Annotated in this window: 4 protein-coding genes; all 4 read right to left on the minus strand. The window is 71.3% G+C overall.

All coding sequences use genetic code 11. The annotated features are described in order from the left end of the window. Window positions 1-12: 12 nt before the first annotated feature. From ACFY5C_RS38630 to ACFY5C_RS38645, 4 genes are read right to left on the minus strand one after another with little or no spacing between them, the layout of a single operon-like run. Complete coding sequence (locus tag ACFY5C_RS38630; RefSeq protein ID WP_389454214.1) at window positions 13-1,215, minus strand: cytochrome P450; 1,203 nt, start codon at window positions 1,213-1,215, stop codon at window positions 13-15. A 14-nt stretch (window positions 1,216-1,229) separates the two neighbouring features. Then, window positions 1,230-1,454, minus strand: coding sequence for an MbtH family protein (locus ACFY5C_RS38635; protein ID WP_389454217.1), 225 nt, complete (start codon window positions 1,452-1,454; stop codon window positions 1,230-1,232). Continuing rightward, complete coding sequence (locus tag ACFY5C_RS38640) at window positions 1,451-2,776, minus strand: lysine N(6)-hydroxylase/L-ornithine N(5)-oxygenase family protein (protein ID WP_389454220.1); 1,326 nt, start codon at window positions 2,774-2,776, stop codon at window positions 1,451-1,453. Before ACFY5C_RS38640 ends, ACFY5C_RS38635 begins: the two co-directional genes overlap by 4 nt. Before the next feature lie 12 nt (window positions 2,777-2,788). Further along, window positions 2,789-17,689, minus strand: a complete 14,901-nt coding sequence (locus ACFY5C_RS38645) for an amino acid adenylation domain-containing protein (RefSeq protein WP_389454223.1) — start codon at window positions 17,687-17,689, stop codon at window positions 2,789-2,791. Window positions 17,690-17,705: the final 16 nt, after the last annotated feature.

The raw sequence follows: 17,705 nt of genomic DNA on the forward strand, positions 1-17,705 counted from the left end.
TGGCGACCGGTCTCAGGCCGGTACGACGCGCACCGGCAGGCTGTTCACCCCCGTCGTGTCGAAGCCGAGCGAGAACTTCGGCGCCACGTCCGGATCCGTGCGCAGCTCCGCGTAGCGGTCGAACAGCAGGTTCATGGCCACCCGGCCCTCCATCCGGGCCAGCGGCGCGCCCAGGCAGAAGTGGATGCCGCGGCCGAACCCGAGGTGCTTGTTGGGGGTGCGGCCGGCGTCGAAGGAGTGCGGGTCGGCGAACTGGCGCGGATCACGGTTGGCCGACCCGTACCACACCAGCACCATCTTGCCCTTCTCCATACGCTGCCCGGCGACCTCCACCTCACGGGTGGTGGCCCGGTAGGTGGCGGCGACGGGGCTGAGGTAGCGCATCGACTCCTCCAGCAGGTTCGGCACCAGCGAGCGGTCGCCACGCACCCGCTCCGCCTGGTCTGCGTAGTGGTCGAGGCACAGGACGGTGTTGCCGATCAGCATGGTGGTGGTCAGATATCCCGCGATCAGCAGCATCTTGCCGAAGTTGACGATGTGGTTGTCGGTCAGTCGCTGCCCGCCCACCTCGGCCTCGATGAGCCGTCCCATCAAGTCGTCCTGGCGGGTCCGCCGCCGGCTCTGCGCGGTGTGTTCGCGCAGGTACTCCAGCATCTCCCGCATCGGGCCCATGGATTCCGCGAAGACGCGCTCCTGCTCCTCGACGTCGTCGGACATCGACAGGTCGCCGAGGCTCTCGGTCATGCCCCGCATCCACTTCTCCACCAGATGCTGATCACCGCGGGGGATGCTCAGCAGTTCGGCGACCACGGTCACCGGCAGCGGATAGGCGAGGCTCGACATCAGGTCGAACCGGTCCTCCCCGGCGACCGCGTCGAGCAGTTCGTGGGTGAGTGCCGTGATCCGCGGTTCGAGGTCGGCGACGACCTTCGGGGTGAAGGCGTGGCTGACCAGCTTGCGCAGCTCACGGTGGTCCGGCGGGTCGGTCTGCAGCAGGTCGCCCTCGGTGAACGACTCGTCGACGCCCATCGGCACCAGGCTCGAGGTCTCGGACGAGAAGGTGCCCGGGTCGCTGAGGATCTCGACGGCCTCCGGGTACCCGTAGACGATGTAGGCGTCCATCTGCTCGTCGAACGTGACCTGTTGCCCGGGCTCACGTCCGTAGAGCCAGAAGTGCTCCGGGTGGATGCCCCACCGTTCGGCCAGTGAAGTCATAGGGGTCGTTCTCCTCAAGATGCCTGGTCGGCGGCCATCGCCTCACGCAGCGAGCGCGGACGCATGTCGGTCCAGTTCTCCTCGACGTACGCGAGGCACTTCTCGCGGCTCTCGTCGCCCAGCGCGATCCGCCAGCCGTCCGGCACCTCGGCGAACGTGGGCCACAGCGAGTGCTGCTCCTCGTCGTTGACGAGGACGTGGAAGCGGCCTTCGGCGTCGTCGAACGGGTTGGTGCTCATGCGGGAACTCCCCTTTCCTGGGCGGCGGTCCGCCCGGTCACAATCGAGTGCGCGATCTCACCGCTGCGTACGGCGATGTTGGACAGCAGCGACGACGACAGTCCGTGGCTGTGTTCCGCACCGCCCTGCAGGTAGATGCCGCACGTCAGGTCGTCCGCACCGAGCAGGCGGTAGTCGCGGGCGATGCGGTAGCGGCCGTCGTCGTCCTGCAGCAGACGGCCGTCGAGGCCGGTCAGCATCCCGGCGGGGTCCATCGGGTCGTACCCGGTGGCGCACACCAGGACGTCGACGTCGAGTTCGTAGGTGTCGTCGTCGATCAGCGAGTGGACGGTGATCCGGGTGTCCTGGGCGACACGCTTGGCGTCGACGACCCGGGACAGCCGCGCGAACCGCAGCCGGTGCCGGCCCTCGGCCTCGTCGTCGCTGGCGCGCCGGTAGAGGTCGCGGATCACCTCGTCGTCCACGACCGAGTAGTTGGTGTTCTTGTGGTAGCGCCAGATGGCGTCCTTGGCGCGCTGGGTGCCGCGGTAGAAGTCGTCAACGGCTGCCGGATCGAAGACCTCGTTCGCGAAGGGGGTGTTGTCCGCGATGGCGTAGCCGTACGACGGGAGGATCGCGTGCACGGTCGCGTCGGGCACCGTGTCGTACAGGAACCGGACTATCTCGGCGGCGCTCTGGCCCGCGCCGACGACGGCCACCCGCTTCAGCCCGCCCTTCTTCCACGCCCGGAAGTTGTGCAGGAAGGCCGAGCTGTGCCAGACGTGCTCGTCCCGCTCCAGGCCGACCGGCATCCTCGGCACAAGGCCGGTGGAGACGACGACGTTGCGGGCCTCGACATGGCGTGTACCGCCCGGCGCGGTCACGTCACGCAGCACGACGCGCAGCCGGTCCACGGCGCCGATCCCGGCGTGCGGCAGCGGCTCGATGGCGATGACCTCCGTGCCGTACGAGACGCTATGGCGCACCTTGGACTCGGCCCACTCCAGGTAGGAGTGGAACTCGCGCCTGGTCGGGAAGAAGTCGCAGTTGTTCACGAACTGCGCCAGCCGGCCGGTCTCGTGCAGATACGCCACGAAGCTGAAGGCCGACGTCGGGTTCCGGAAGGTGGCCAGGTCCTTGAGGAAGGAGACCTGCATCTTCGCGGAGGGCATCAGCATGCCCTGGTGCCAGCGCAGCGACGGCTGACGCTCGAAGAACCTGGCCGTCACCGGCTCCGGGCCCTCCTCCAGTGCGATGGCGAGCGACAGGTTGGAGGGCCCGAAGCCGATGCCGACCACGTCGTACGGCTCCGGTGCGCGCAGATCGGATTCCTTGGTGTCCACAGAGTTGTCCCCTCAACTTCCGGCCAGGTCCTGGCTGATGAGCGTGCAGATTTCGGTGGCCGGGCGCGGCAGGTACATGTCCTCGTGGGCGCTGTGGATGTCGTGCCGGTGCACGGCACCCTGGATGTACGGCTGCCACAGGTCCGCGAACGAACCCTCCGGTTTTGGTACGGCGTTGAAGAACAGTGCGTCGCCGCGGTAGACCGGGGCGGCGTACTGCCTCATGAGTGCGACGAAGTTGAGGCCGGCCCCGACCGCGCGGTCGATGAAGCCACGGTGGTCCGCGGTGTCCTTCGAACCGGCGAGGTGCGCGGCGAAGTAGTCCCGGACGTCGCTCTCGGCGGGCGGCGCATGGCTCGCCAGGTGGTCGCTCGGCACACTGTCCAGCAGGGCGAGCAGCCCCACCTCGTGCCCCCGGCGCTGCAGTTCGGCCGCCACCGCGTGCGCGAGGGTGCCGCCGGTGGAGTGGCCCAGCAGATGGTAGGGCCCCTCCGGCTGGCGGGCCAGCACCCGGTCGGTGTAGTCGGCGACGATCTCCTCGACCGAGCCGGGCAGCGGGGTGACGCCGTCGAGCCCTGCTGCCTGGATGCCGTACACCGGTCGGTCCTCGGGCAGCAGCCGGCCGAACCCGAAGTACGGCCAGCACAGGCCGCCACCCGGGTGGAGCAACCACAGCGGCTCGCGGTCGCCGTTCTTCTTGATGGTCAGCACCGGGGCGAACGGGTCCATGGACTCGTCCGGCCCGTCCTCGGCGTCCAGGTGCACGAGGAGTTCAGCGACCGTGGGCGCCTCGAAGAGCAACCGGATCGGCACGTCGACACCGAGGACGACCCGGATCCGGCCGGCCAGCCGGGCGGCCAGCAGGGAGTGCCCGCCCAGCGCGAAGAACCCGTCGTCGATGCCCACCCGGTCCAGGCCGAGGACCTCGGCGAACAGTCCGCACAGAATCGTCTCGCGCGGGGTGCGCGGGGCCCGGCCCACGGCAGCCCTCGCATAGTCGGGGGCGGGCAGGGCGGCCCGGTCCAGCTTGCGGCTGGAGGTCAGCGGCACCGCCTCGATCGGCATGATCACGGCGGGCATCATGTGCTCCGGCAGTCTTTCGCGCAGGTACTCGCGCAGCTCGGCCGGGTCGGCGCCGTGCGGTCCGGGCACGACCGGTCCGGGCACGACATAGGCGGCGAGCCGCCGGTCGTCGACCACGACGACGGCCTGCGCCACGGCGGGGTGACCGCGTAGCGCGGCCTCCACCTCGCCGGGCTCGACGCGGAAGCCGCGGATCTTCACCTGGTCGTCCGCACGCCCGCGGAACACCAGCTCGCCGTCCTTCGTCCACGCTGCGAGGTCGCCCGTTCGGTACATCCGCTCGCCCGGCCGTCCGAACGGAGAGGCCACGAAGCGGTCTGCTGTCATGCCGGGCCGGCCTGCGTATCCGCGGGCCAGGCCCTCACCGGCGAGGTACAGGTCACCGGCCACGCCGGGCGGGACCGGGCGCAGCGCCGCGTCGAGGACGTGGGCACGGGTGTTCTCGATCGGCCGCCCGATGGTGAGGGTGCCGCCGTCACCGGTCAGCGGCTCGCCCATGGTGGCGCACACCGTGGCCTCGGTCGGGCCGTAGACGTTCAGCATGCGCCGATCGGCGGACCACTGGGTGATCAGCTCCGCCGACGTCGTCTCCCCGCCGACCACCAGGCATTCCAGGCCGGTCAGCGCGTCGTGCGGCAGGGTCGCGAGCATCGACGGCGTCATCATCGCGTGGGTCACACCGTGCTCGTCGATGGTCTCGGCGAGCGGGGTGCCGGGCGCCAGCCGTTCGGGCTCGGCCAGCACCACGCTCGCGCCCGACAGCAGCGCCGTGAACAGCTCGCACAGCGACACGTCGAAGCTCGGTGAGGCCAGTTGCAGCATCCGGCTCCCGGCCGTGATCCCCATGCGCTGCACATGGGCGGTGACCAGGCTCGCCACACCCCGGTGGGTGACCTCGACGCCCTTCGGTCTGCCCGTCGATCCAGAGGTGTAGATGATGTAGGCGAGGTCGTCCACGGTTCCAGGTCCGTGCCCGAGCGGCTCGGGAATCGCCCCTGACAGGGTGTCGTACCGGAGGGTTTCGACGTTCGCCACGGACAGTGCGCTGGCCGTCGTCGCGTCCGTCACCGCCAGCTGGGCACCGGAGTCGTCCAGCATGTAGGAGATCCGGTCGGCCGGGTAGGCGGGGTCGACGGGCAGATACGCGCCGCCGGCTCTGAGCACGGCCAGCAGCGCCACGACCATGCCGGGCGAGCGTCGCAGCGCCACCGCCACCACGGAGCCACGCCGCACGCCGCGCCGGACGAGTTCAGCGGCCAGCCGCTCGGCACGCGCGTCGAGTTCCCGGTAGGTCAGGGACTCCTCGGCACAGATGACCGCAGGTGCGTTCGGGGTCGCCGCGGCCTGCCGGGCGAACTGTTCGGCGACCGTGCCACCGGCCACGGGTGTGGCCGAGGAGGCCACCGGGCCGACCGGCTCCCGTACGTCGAGGCGTCCGACCGGCAGATCGGGATCGGCCGCGAACTGCTCCAGGGTTCGGGCGAGACAAGCCGCGATCTCCTGTGCCGCACGGTCGTCGAACGCCCCGTGCCGGTAGTGCACGTCCACGCGCAGATCGGGCGCGAGCGTCGCGGACACGCCCAGCGGATAGTGGGTGCCGCTCGTCGAGTCGAACCCTTCGATGGCGAAGCCGGTGGCGTCCCGGGCTTCGCTGAGGCCCGCCTGATCCACGGGGTAGGACTCGAAGACGACGGCGGTGTCGAACAGGGCGGGCAGCCCGGTGGACCGCTGGATGTCGGCCAGTCCGTAGTGGTGATGGTCCAGCAGCGCGGTCTGCCGCTCCTGCAGCCCGGTCAGCACCTGGCGCAGCGACTCCCACGGCGACAACCGGACGCGTACCGGCAGGGTGTTGATGAACAGGCCCACGATCGAGTCGGCGCCGGACAGCGCGGGCGGCCGGCCCGACACGGTCGCTCCGAACACGACGTCCTGGCGGCCCGCCAACTGGCTCAGCAGTACCGCCCACGCGGCCTGCACAAGGGTGTTCAGGGTCACGCCGGATTCGGCGGCGCACTGAGCGAGTCCTGCGACGACATCGGCCGACAGCGGTACTTCGACCTGACCGGTGCCGTCCGCCTTGGCGTCGGGGGCGAGGAGGGTGGGTTCGTCGAGACCGTCGAGCTCCCTCGCCCAGGCATCAGCGGCGGCGGCAGGATCCTGAGCCTTCAGCCAGGCCAGGAAGTCGCGGTAGCCGCGAACGGGGGGCAGGCCGGAGGCGTCGCCGCCGGAGCCGTACAGCCGCAGCAGATCCTGCAGCAGCAGCGGCATGGACCAGCCGTCGAACAGCACATGATGCGCGGTCAGGACCAGTTCAGACCGGTTCTGGTCCAGGGTGATCAGGGCCAGCCGCAGCAACGGCGGCTGAGCCGGATCGAAGTGAGCGGCACGGTCCTCGGCCAGGAATCGATCGATCTCCGCCTGCTGCTCGGGACCCGCCATTCCCGTGAAGTCCATGTCCTGCCAGGGCAGTTCGACCCTGTCCAGGACGAGCTGGACATGCTCGCCGGTGGCGTCGGCCACGAATGCGGTACGCAGCGAGGCGTACCGGTCCAGCAGCGCCTGCCCGGCCGCCCGCATCCGCCGCGGATCCACCGTGCCGGACAGGTGATACACCATCTGCATGTGGTAGGCGTCGAACGACGCATCCGCCATCAACGCATGAAACAGCAGACCCGACTGCAGCGGAGCCAGCGGCCACACATCCGTCAGCCCCGGATAGGCCCGCTCCCAGCCAGCCAGCTCCCCCTGCCCCACCGACACCAGGGGCACATCGGAAGGCGTCAGCCCACCCGCCCCGGGTCCCGCCACGTGCCGGGCCAGCGCCTCCAGTGCCGCACACCAGCCGTCGGCCAGCTCTCGCACCTCCGTCCCCGTCAGCACACCGGTCGGAAACGCGAACCGCGCACTCAACCGCGGCTCCCCATCGACCTCCTCGACCAGGGCATTCACGTCCAGCACAGCCAGTGCGGGCAGTGCGGGATCGAGCGCGGGCAGAGCACTCGCCGCTTCCGACCGGTTCCAGCCGAGGCCGCGCAGGTGTTCCGGCAGGTCGGCGCTCGAGAAGTGCCCCAGGTAGTTGAAGGAGATCTGCCCGGTGGAACCGGCGGCGAGGACCTCGCCGCTGTCGTCGTTGAGGTAACGCAGCAGGCCGTAGCCCAGACCCTTGTCCGGGACGGCGAGCAGCTGCTCCTTGACCGCCTTCACGGCCGCGCCCGCCGCCGGACCACCCGCGAAAGCCTCGTCCAGATCGGCACCCGCGGTGTCGAGACGTACCGGGAACATCGTGGTGAACCAGCCCACCGTGCGGGACAGGTCAGCACCCGCTACGGCCTCCTCCTCACGCCCGTGCCCCTCCAGCCGCAGCAGCGTCGAGGACTCCCCCACGCCCCGCTCCCGCCGCCAACGCGCCACCGCCAACGCCAGTCCCGCCAGCAGCCCGTCGTTCACCCCGCCGCGGAAAGCCGCCGGCACCGCCGTCAGCAATGCCTCCGTCACGGCCACCGGCAACCGCACCCACACGCTGTCCACGGTCGCCTGCACATCCACGGCCGGATCCAGCGCACGCGCGCCCAGCAACGGGTCCGGACCCTCCACGACCCCCCGCCAGTACGGCAATTCCGCGACCCGCTCGGCCGACACCGCCTGATCCGCCAGGGCATGCGCCCACCGCCGCACCGACGTACGCACCGAAGCGAGTTCGGGCTTCGCGCCTTCCCGCACCCGGCTCCACGCCTCGGCCAGGTCCGGCAGCAGGATCCGCCAGGACACACCGTCCACCACCAGGTGATGCAGCACGATGACAAGACGGCCCGGCGCCAGCCACACGAACTGCGCCATCACACCCGCCGACGGATCCAGCCGACGCACCGCCGCATCCAACTCGTCCTGCACATCCGCCTGTTCGTCGGCGGTACGCAGCAGCGCACGCGCATCGACCGACCCGGGCGGCAACACCTCCAGCTCCTCGCCGGCCAGCCGCGACCGCAGCACGTCATGACGGTCCAGCACGGCATTCAACGTCGCGACCAGGCCCGCCTCGTCGATGCCGGGCGGCAGGTCCAGCACGGTACTCATCGGGAAGCGGTCGCTTCCGGGGCCCTGCTCCAGCAGATACCTGGCGATCGGCAGCAGCGGCATCCTGCCCACGGCACCGCCGTCCAGCTCGGCCAGCCCGGCCGGGTCGCCGGCCCCCGCCCGGCCCTCGACCAGCTCCGCCAGACCTGCCACCGTCCGGCGCTCGAAGACGTCACGAGGCTTGATCTCGATGCCGTGGGCGCGAGCCCGGGAGACCACCTGGATGGAACGGATGCTGTCGCCGCCGAGCAGGAAATAGTCGTCGTCGACGCCGACCCGCTCCAGGCCGAGCACGTCGGCGAACACGTCGGCGAGGGCCCGTTCCCCGTCGGTGCCGGGAGCCCGGTAGTCGCCGCCGGTGAACGTCGGCTCGGGCAAAGCGGACAGGTCCGGCTCCCCGTCGGGGGTGCGGGGAAGGGTGTCCAGCAGCACGAAGAGGGACGGAACCTGGTCCTCGGGCAGCCGGCCGGCGACGAAGGTACGCAGCTCCGCGACGGTGATGCGGTCCGCCGCGTCCGGGGTCGGCAGGACATAGCCGACCAGTCGGCGGCCGGCGCCGCGGCCGGCGCGGGTGACCGCCACGGAGCGCGCTACGTCCGGGTGCGCGGTCAGGGCGGCCTCGACCACGTCGAGGTCGATCCGGACCCCGCCGAGCGTCGTCTCCCGCGCGCTGTGCCGGCCTGCCGGCTCGGGCACGACGAGGTGCGCCTCGGGGCGGGCGACGAGGTCCCTCAGGGTCGCCGTGAACCGGCTGGTGACGCTTTCGGCCGTGGACCGGTCGAAGAGGTCGGTGGCGTACTCCAGGAAGCCCGTCACCCCCTGATCGGGTGCGTCGGCCATGGTGAGGAACAGGTCGAACTTCGACGTGCCGGTGGAGGCCGTACGCGGCACGGCACGCACGTCGCCGAGCCGGAACTCGTCGGCCATGGTCTGCCAGCCGAACATCACCTGGAACAGCGGGTGGTAGGCGGTGGACCGCTCGGGGTTCAGCAGCTCCACCAAGCGCTCGAAGGGAACATCCTGGTGGTCGTAGGCGGCCAGGGCCTTGTCCCGCACCTGGTCGACGACCTGGCCGAAGGTGGGCCGGTCCGGCATCCGCACCCGCAGCACCCAGGTGTTGACGAAGAAGCCCACCAGGTCGGAGAGCGCCTCGTCGGTGCGGCCGGCGATGGGCGAGCCGATCGTGAGATCGTCACCCGCTCCCAGATCGCGCAGCAGCACGGCGAACGCCGCCTGGAGCACCATGGAGGTCGTCGCACCACGCGACCGCGCCAACTCCCGCACCGCTTCGGCGAGTTCCGGGTCGATGCGGAAGCCCACGGTGTCACCCCGGTGGCTGGGGCGGTCCGGTCGCGGGCGGTCGGTGGGCAGACGCAGCGGCTCCGGCACGCCTGCCAGTTCCGTCGTCCAGTGCGCGTACTGCCGGGCGGCCAGGCTGGCGGGGTCGTCCTCGTCGCCGAGGAGATCGCGCTGCCAGAGCGTGTAGTCCACGTACTGCACCGGCAGCGCGGGCAGGGAGGGCGCGACGCCGTCGGCACGGGCGGCGTAGGCGGTGGCCAGGTCCCGTGTCAGTGGCGCGACCGACTCGCCGTCACCGGCGATGTGGTGCAGCACCAGCAGCAGGGTGTGGTCGTCCGGGCCGCAGCGCAACAGGCGCGCCCGGACCGGGATGTCGCTGCCCAGGCCGAAGGGGCGGGCCAACTCGTCGTCCACGGCCGCGTCGAGCTCACCGGGATCGGTGTCGACGACGGGCAGGTCCACCATGACCTCGCCGGCAGGCAGGATGCGCTGGCACGGCACGCCGTCGGGACCGTCCTCGATCAGGGTGCGCAGACTCTCGTGCCGGGCGATCAGGTCGTGGAGGGCAGCTCGCAGGGCGGGGACGTCCAGGGTCCCCGCAAGACGCAGGACGACGGGGACGTTGTACGTGGCGGAGGGCCCCTCGAAGCGGTCCACGAACCACAGCCGTCGCTGTGCGGACGACAGCGGGATCGGTTCCGGCCGCTGTCCGGCCGGCCGCAGGACCGGGCGGGTGGACGCGCGGCGTTCCAGACGCAGGGCGAGGCGGGTCGGAGTGGGCGCCTCGAAGACATGCCGGATGGGTACGTCGCCGCCGAGGACGCTCCGGATACGGCTGACGAGACGAGTGGCGAGCAGTGAATGCCCACCGAGGGCGAAGAAGTCGTCGTCGACGCCGACCGTTTCCAGGCCCAGCACCTCGGCGACGAGGCCGCACAGGATCTCCTCCTGCGGGGTGCGGGGCTGACGCGTCCCGGCTCCGCCGAACTCGGGTTCCGGCAGGGCGGCCCGGTCCAGCTTGCCGTTGGCGGTCACCGGCAGCGTGTCGAGGACCATGACGGCGGGCGGGACCATGTGGGCGGGCAGCCGTTCCTCGGCACGCGCGCGCAGCTCCGAGACGAGGCGCTCGTGGCCTTCGTCGCCCGGTCCGTGCGCACCGGCGACGGCCACCACGTACGCCGCGAGCTGCCGCCCGCCCGTGGCGGACTCCCGGGCGATCACCACGGCCCGGTCGACTTCCGGGTGGGAGCCCAGCACATTCTCGATCTCGCCGAGTTCGATCCGGAAGCCGCGGATCTTGACCTGGTCGTCGGCGCGGCCGAGGTATTCCAGCGTGCCGTCGGGCCGGCGCCGGGCCAGGTCCCCGGAGCGGTACATCCGGCTGCCGGGCGGGCCGTACGGATCGGCGACGAACCGCTCGGCGGTCAGCCCGGCCCGCCCGTGGTAGCCGCGGGCCAGGTGCGGGCCGGCGATGTAGAGGTCGCCCATGACCAGGTCGGGCACCGGCCGCAGAGCGCCGTCCAGCACATACACCCGGGTGTGGGGCAGCGGCGAGCCGATGGGTGGCACGACGTCCCCGCTCAGCGGCTCGCTCATGGTGGCCACGACGGTGGTCTCCGTCGGGCCGTACGCGTTGACCAGGCGACGTCCCGGGGACCAGCGGGCCACCAGTTCGGCGGAGGACGCCTCGCCGCCCACCGCGAGCCCGCGCAGGTCGTCCAGCCCCTCGGGGTCGAGGGTGGCGACGACGGACGGCACCAGCAGGCTGTGGGTGATACGTCGTTCGCGCAGGAAGCGGTGGAGTGCGTCCCCGACGAGCGGACCGTGCGGGGGCAGTACGACGGTCGCCCCGGCGGGCAGGGCCATCAGGATGTCCATCAGGGCGCCGTCGAAGCTGGCCGAGGCGAACTGGAGCACCCTGCTGCCGGGCGTGACGTCGAGCCGCTCGGCCAGCGCGGCGGCCAGGTTGGCGATACCGGTGTGCGGGACGAGGACGCCCTTGGGCAGACCGGTGGAGCCGGAGGTGTAGATGATGTAGGCCAGGTCACCGGTACGGGGGCGGGGCTCGGGCACGGTCGCGGGCAGACGGTCGATCGCCTCCCGGTCCGCGACGACGTCGACGACCACGGTGCCGGCGTCGGCGATCCCGTCGCGGGCGCGGGGTGCGGTGACCACCAGCCGGACGCCCGAGTCGCGCAGCATGAACGCCAGCCGGTCGGCCGGATAGTCGGGGTCGAGCGGGACGTACGCGGCACCTGCCTTGGTGATGCCCAGCAGGCCGATGACGAGGTCCGCGCCGCGCTCGACGCACAGGCCGACCGTGGTCTCCGGGCCGGCGCCGAGTGACCGAAGGTGGTGGGCGAGCCGGTTGGCCCGCTCGTCCAGCTCCTGGAAGGTGAGTGTGGTCCGTGCGTCCTCGACGGCGATCGCGTCGGGGCGGGCGGCCACCTGGGCCTCGAACAGTGTGGGCAGGGCGGCCACCGGGACCTGCCCGCCGGCCGGGCCGGCACTCGTCAGGATGCGCTGCCGCTCGGCGGACCCGAGGACGTCGACGCGCCCGGCCGACAGGTCTGGGTCGGCTGCCAGTTGTTCCAGCACGCGCCGGTAGCGGGCGGCGATGGCGGTCACCGTCTCGGCGTCGAACACATGGTGCTGGTACTGGAGGGCCAGCCGGAGGTGCGGGTCGGCGTCGGCGGTCACCACCAGCGGATAGTGACTGCCCGTGTAGGGCCGGATGCCGGTGACGGTCACGCCGGCGGCCGAGTGCGCCTCGGTCAGGCCCGTACGGTCCACGGGGTAGGACTCGAAGACGACGGCGGTGTCGAACAGGGCGGTCAGTCCGGTGGACTGCTGGATGTCGGCCAGTCCGTGGTGGTGGTGGTCGAGCAGGGCGGCCTGCCGCTCCTGCAGTCCGGTCAGCACCTGGCGCAGCGGTTCCCGCGCAGACAACGGAACACGTACCGGCAGGGTGTTGATGAACAGGCCGACCATCGAGTCGACGTCGGGGACCGCGGGCGGCCGTCCGGACACGGTGGCGCCGAAGACGACCTCCTGGCGCCCGGTGAGCGCCCCCAGCACGATGGCCCAGGTTCCCTGCACGAGGGTGCTGAGGGTGATGCCGAGCTCGGCGGCACGCCGGGCCAGGGCACGGGAGAGGTCGGCGGTCAGCGCCACGTCCACCTGTCCCACCTCCGCGTCCTGTTCCGCCTGGGCGTCGGGGGCGAGGAGGGTGGGTTCGTCGAGACCGTCGAGTTCCCTCGCCCAGGCATCAGCGGCAGCGGCACGGTCCTGGGCCGACAGCCAGGCCAGGTAGTCGCGGTAGCCGCGAACGGGGGGCAGGCCGGAGGCGTCGCCGCCGGAGCCGTACAGCCGCAGCAGATCCTGCAGCAGCAGCGGCATGGACCAGCCGTCGAACAGCATGTGGTGTGCGGTCAGGACCAGTTCGGACCGGTTCTGGTCCAGGGTGATCAGGGCCAGTCGCAGCGACGGGGGCCGGGCCGGATCGAAGTGAGCGGCACGGTCCTCGGCCAGGAACCGATCGATCTCCGCCTGCTGCTCGGGACCCTCCATTCCCGTGAAGTCCATGTCCTGCCAGGGCAGTTCGACTCCGTCGAGGACGAGCTGGACATGCTCGCCGGTGGCGTCGGCCACGAATGCGGTACGCAGCGAGGCGTACCGGTCCAGCAGCGCCTGCCCCGCCGCCCGCATCCGCCGCGGATCCACCGTGCCGGACAGGTGATACACCATCTGCATGTGGTAGGCGTCGAACGACGCATCCGCCATCAACGCATGAAACAGCAGACCCGACTGCAGCGGAGCCAGCGGCCACACGTCCCTCAGACCCGGGTAGGTGCGTTCCCACGCGGTCAGTTCGGCTTGGCGCACCGCCACCAGCGGCACGTCGGAGGGCGTCAGGCCACCGGCGTCGGGCTCGGCGGCATGCCGGGCCAGTGCGCTCAGGGCCGCGCACCAGGCGTCGGCCAGTTGCTGCGCTTGTTCGCGGGTCAGGATGCCGGTGGGGAAGGCGAAGCGGGCGCTCAGTCGCGGTCCGTCGTCGGCGTCCTCGACCAGGGCGTTGATGTCCAGTACGGCCAGTGCGGGCAGGGCGGGGTCGAGCGCCGGCATGGTGCTCGCCGCCGCCGATCGGTTCCAGCCGAGGCCGCGCAGGTGTTCCGGCAGGTCGGCGCTCGAGAAGTGCCCCAGGTAGTTGAAGGAGATCTGCCCGGTGGAGTGTCGCGCGAGGACCTCGCCGGTCTCGTCGTTGAGATAGCGCAGCAGGCCGTAGCCCAGACCCTTGTCCGGGACGGCGAGCAGCTGTTCCTTGACGGCCTTGAGCACGGCGCCGGCCGCCGGGCCGCCTGCGAAAGCCTCGTCCAGGTCGGCGCCCGCAGTGTCGAGGCGGACCGGGAACATCGTGGTGAACCAGCCGACCGTGCGGGACAGATCGGCCCCCGGGACTGCCTCCTCCTCACGTCCGTGTCCCTCCAGACGGAGCAGGGTGGAGGGTTCGGTCACGCCCTGGTCGCGGCGCCATCGGGCCACCGCAAGCGCCAGCCCCGCGAGCAGCCCGTCGTTCACCCCGCCGCGGAAAGCCGCCGGCACCGCCGTCAGCAACGTCTCCGTCACCGTCGCGGGCAGCCGCACCCAGATGCTGTCGACCGTTGCCTGAACGTCCACGGCGGGATTCAGCGCTCGCGCCCCCAGCAACGGATCCGGGCCTTCCACCACCCCCTGCCAGTAGGGCAGTTCGGCGACCCTCCGGTCCGACACCGCCTGGTCGGCCAGGGCATGGGACCACCGCCGCACCGACGTCGCCACCGGAGCGAGTTCGGGCTTCGCGCCTTCCCGCACCCGGCTCCACGCCTCGGCCAGGTCCGGCAGCAGGATCCGCCAGGACACACCGTCCACCACCAGGTGATGCAGCACGATGACAAGACGGCCCGGCGCCAGCCACACGAACTGCGCCATCACGCCCGCCGACGGATCCAGCCGACGCACCGCCGCATCCAACTCGTCCTGCAGGTCGGCCTGTTCATCCGTGACACGCAGCAAGGCACGCACATCGACCGAACCCGGCGGTGTCACTACCAGCGACCCATCGGTCAGCCGTGAGCGCAGCGCGTCGTGACGGTCCAGCACCGCACCCAGCGTCGCCACCAGGCCCGCCTCGTCGATTCCGGACGGCAGGTCCAGCACCGAACTCATCGGGAAGCTGTCGATCCCGGCGCCCTGCTCCAGCAGGAAGTGACCGATCGGCAGCAGCGGCATCGGCCCCACACCGCCACCGTCCAGCTCTGCCAGCACAGTTGGCTCGTCGGCGCCTGCCCGGCCCTCGACCAGCTCCGCCAGGCCGGCCACCGTCCGGCGTTCGAAGATCTCGCGCGGGCTCACCTCGATTCCGCGGGCGCGAGCCCGGGAGACCACCTGGATGGAACGGATGCTGTCGCCGCCGACCGCGAAGAAGTCGTCGTCGACGCCGACCCGCTCCAGGCCCAGGACGTCGGCGAACACGTCGGCCAGGGTGTGTTCGTGAGCGGCCCGCGGCGCCCGGTAGGTCTCCGCGGGGATCTCGGGGGCGGGGAGCGCGGAGCGGTCCAGCTTGCCGTTCGGTGTGAGCGGCATGCGGTCCAGCATGACGAAGGCGGACGGCACCATGAACTCCGGCAGCCGTTCGGCGGCGTACCGGCGCAGCTCGGCGGCGGACACACCGGCGGTCAGGTCGACGGCCAGGTCGCCGAGACTCTCGACGGTGCCGCCGCTCGCTCCCGTCGCCACCACGTGAGCCACCAGCTGCCGGCTGCCCGTGCGACCGTGGATGCCGACCACCGCCTGCTCGACCGCGGGGTGGGAGGTCAGCACGGCCTCCACCTCACCGGCCTCGATGCGGAAGCCGCGCAGCTTCATCTGGTGGTCGTCGCGGCCTGCGAACTCCAGTTGTCCGGCGGCGTTCCAGCGGGCGAGGTCGCCGGTACGGTACATGCGCCCACCGGCCGGGCCGAACGGGTCGGCGACGAACCGCTCCGCGGTCAGCGGGGCCTGGCCGAGATAGCCGCGGCCCACCGCGCCCGCCACGTACAGCTCGCCGACCACGCCCGGCGGCACGGGATTGAGCCCCGGGCCGAGGACGTAGGCGCGCATGTTGGCCAGCGGCACACCGACCGGGGCGCTGCCGGAGACGTCCGGGACGGCCGGTTCGGTGACGTCGCAGGCAGAGGCGTAGAAGCTCTCGCTCTGCCCGTAGGCGTTGATCACCCGTACCCCGGGGAAGGCGTCCCGCACCCGTCGCACGAGCGAGGTGGGCAGTGCCTCACCGGCGAAGACGAGGGTGTCCACGGTCGTCTTCCCGGCGATGTCGTCGATCAGTTCGCTGAAGACGGAGGGCACCGTGCTGATGACGCTGCCGGACCAGCCTCCGCGTTCGCCGAGAGCGAGGACGTCCCGGACGATCTCGACGGTGCCGCCGGTGCTCAGCGTGGTGATGGTCTCGAACACGGACACGTCGAAGTTGATCGACGTACCGGCGAGCATCCGTGCCCCCGGGCCGAGGCCGACGGCCGGTGCCAGCCGGGTGACACCGTTGACGACGCCGTGGTGCGTGATGGCGACGCCCTTCGGGGTGCCCGTGGAGCCCGAGGTGTACATGACGTAGGCGAGGTTGTCCGGTCGTGCCGCGACTTCGAGCGCGCCACGCAGGCCGTCCGACAGGTCGATGTCGTCGAGGTACAGGCGGGGCGTGCCGTCGTCCGGGAGCACGGCCGCAGTGGCCCGGTCGGTCAGCACGAGGCAGGGTCTGGCCTGGGAGAGGATGAGGTCCAGGCGGGAGCTGGGGTAGCGCGGGTCGATCGGGACGTAGGCGGCGCCGGACTTGAGGATGCCGAGCAGGGCCACGACCAGGTCGGCCGAGCGGGGCAGCGCCAGGCCGACCAGGGTCTCGGGGGCGGCGCCGTGCCGGGCGAGCACATGGGCGACGCGATCGGCGCGGGCGTCGAGTTCCCGGTAGGTCAGTTCCTCGGTGCCGAAGACCACGGCGAGCGCGTCCGGGGACGCGGCGACCTGCCGCTCGACGAGGGCGGGCACGGTGACAGCGGGGGTCGGCGCGGAGGTACCGGCGTACCGGTCGAGGAGTGTGCGCTCGGCGGGTGTGAGGACGTCGACGTCGCCGACGCGGGTGGCGGGGCCGGCGACGAGCCGCTCCAGGACACGGATGAAACGGTTGCCCATCCGTTCGACGGTGGACCGCTCGAACAGGTCGGTCGCGTATTCCAGGGTGCAGCGTATGCCGCCGTCGGTGGCGGTGAGGTTGAACTCCAGGTCGAATTTGGCGGTTCCGGTCGGCACGGCCTCCAGGTGTGCGGTCGCCCCGGGCAGTTCGATGTCCACACGGGCCTCGGTCTGCCAGCTGAACATGACCTGGAAGAAGGGGTGGTATGCGGTGGACCGCTCCGGGCTGAGGGCCTCCACCAGCCGTTCGAAGGGCACAGCCTGGTTCTCGTAGGCGCCGATGGCCTTGTCCCGCACCTGGTCCAGCACCTGCTCCAGCGGCGGATTGCCGGACAGGTCCGTGCGCAGCACCCACGTGTTGACGAAGAAGCCGACCAGGTCCGTCAGTTCCTCTTCGGTGCGTCCGGCGATGGTGGAGCCGAGGGTGATGTCGTCCCCGGCGCCGAGCTGGTGCAGCAGCACGGCCAGCGCGGCCTGCATCGCCATCGACACGGTCAGGCCGCGCTGCTGTGCCAGTTCCGTGACGGCGGCTGTCAGCTCGGGGGTGACGGTGAACTCGATCGCGTCGCCCTGGTGGGTGGCTCGGGCAGGACGCGGGTGGTCGGTGGGCAACCGGGTCTGCTGGGGGGCGTCGGCCAGTTCGGCCCGCCAGTGGCGCAGTTGGGTGGCGAGCACGCTGGAGGGGTCATCGGCGTCGCCGAGGAGTTCACGCTGCCACAGCGTGTAGTCGCCGTACTGGACGGGCAGTTCGTCCCACTCCGGTTCCGTGCCGCGGACCCGGGCCGTGTAGGCCGCGGCGAGGTCTCGGGCCAGCGGGCCCATCGACTCACCATCGGCGGCGGCGTGGTGGACCACCAGGACGAGGACGTGGTCCGCGGGTCCGCAGCGCAGCAGGGTCGCCCGCAGCGGGATCTCCGTGGCCAGGTCGAAGGTGTGCGCCGCCGCCTCGGCCAGCAGTCCGGGCACGTCGCCGGGTTCCGCGTCGACGACCGGGACGGGCAGGCGCATCTCGTCCGCGGGCACGATCCACTGGCCGGGCACGCCGTCCGTCTCCTCGACGAACAGGGTGCGCAGGCTCTCGTGCCTGACCACCACGTCCCGCACCGCCGAGGCGAACGCACCGGTGTCGAGTGCCCCGTGAAGCCGCAGCACGAACGGGATGTTGTATGTCGCCGACGGTCCTTCGAACCGGTCGATGAACCAAAGTCGCCGTTGTGCGTAGGACAGGGGAATCATGGTGCGTTCGCTCCTC

This window comes from Streptomyces sp. NPDC012935, from assembly GCF_042900345.1.
Taxonomy (GTDB): domain Bacteria; phylum Actinomycetota; class Actinomycetes; order Streptomycetales; family Streptomycetaceae; genus Streptomyces.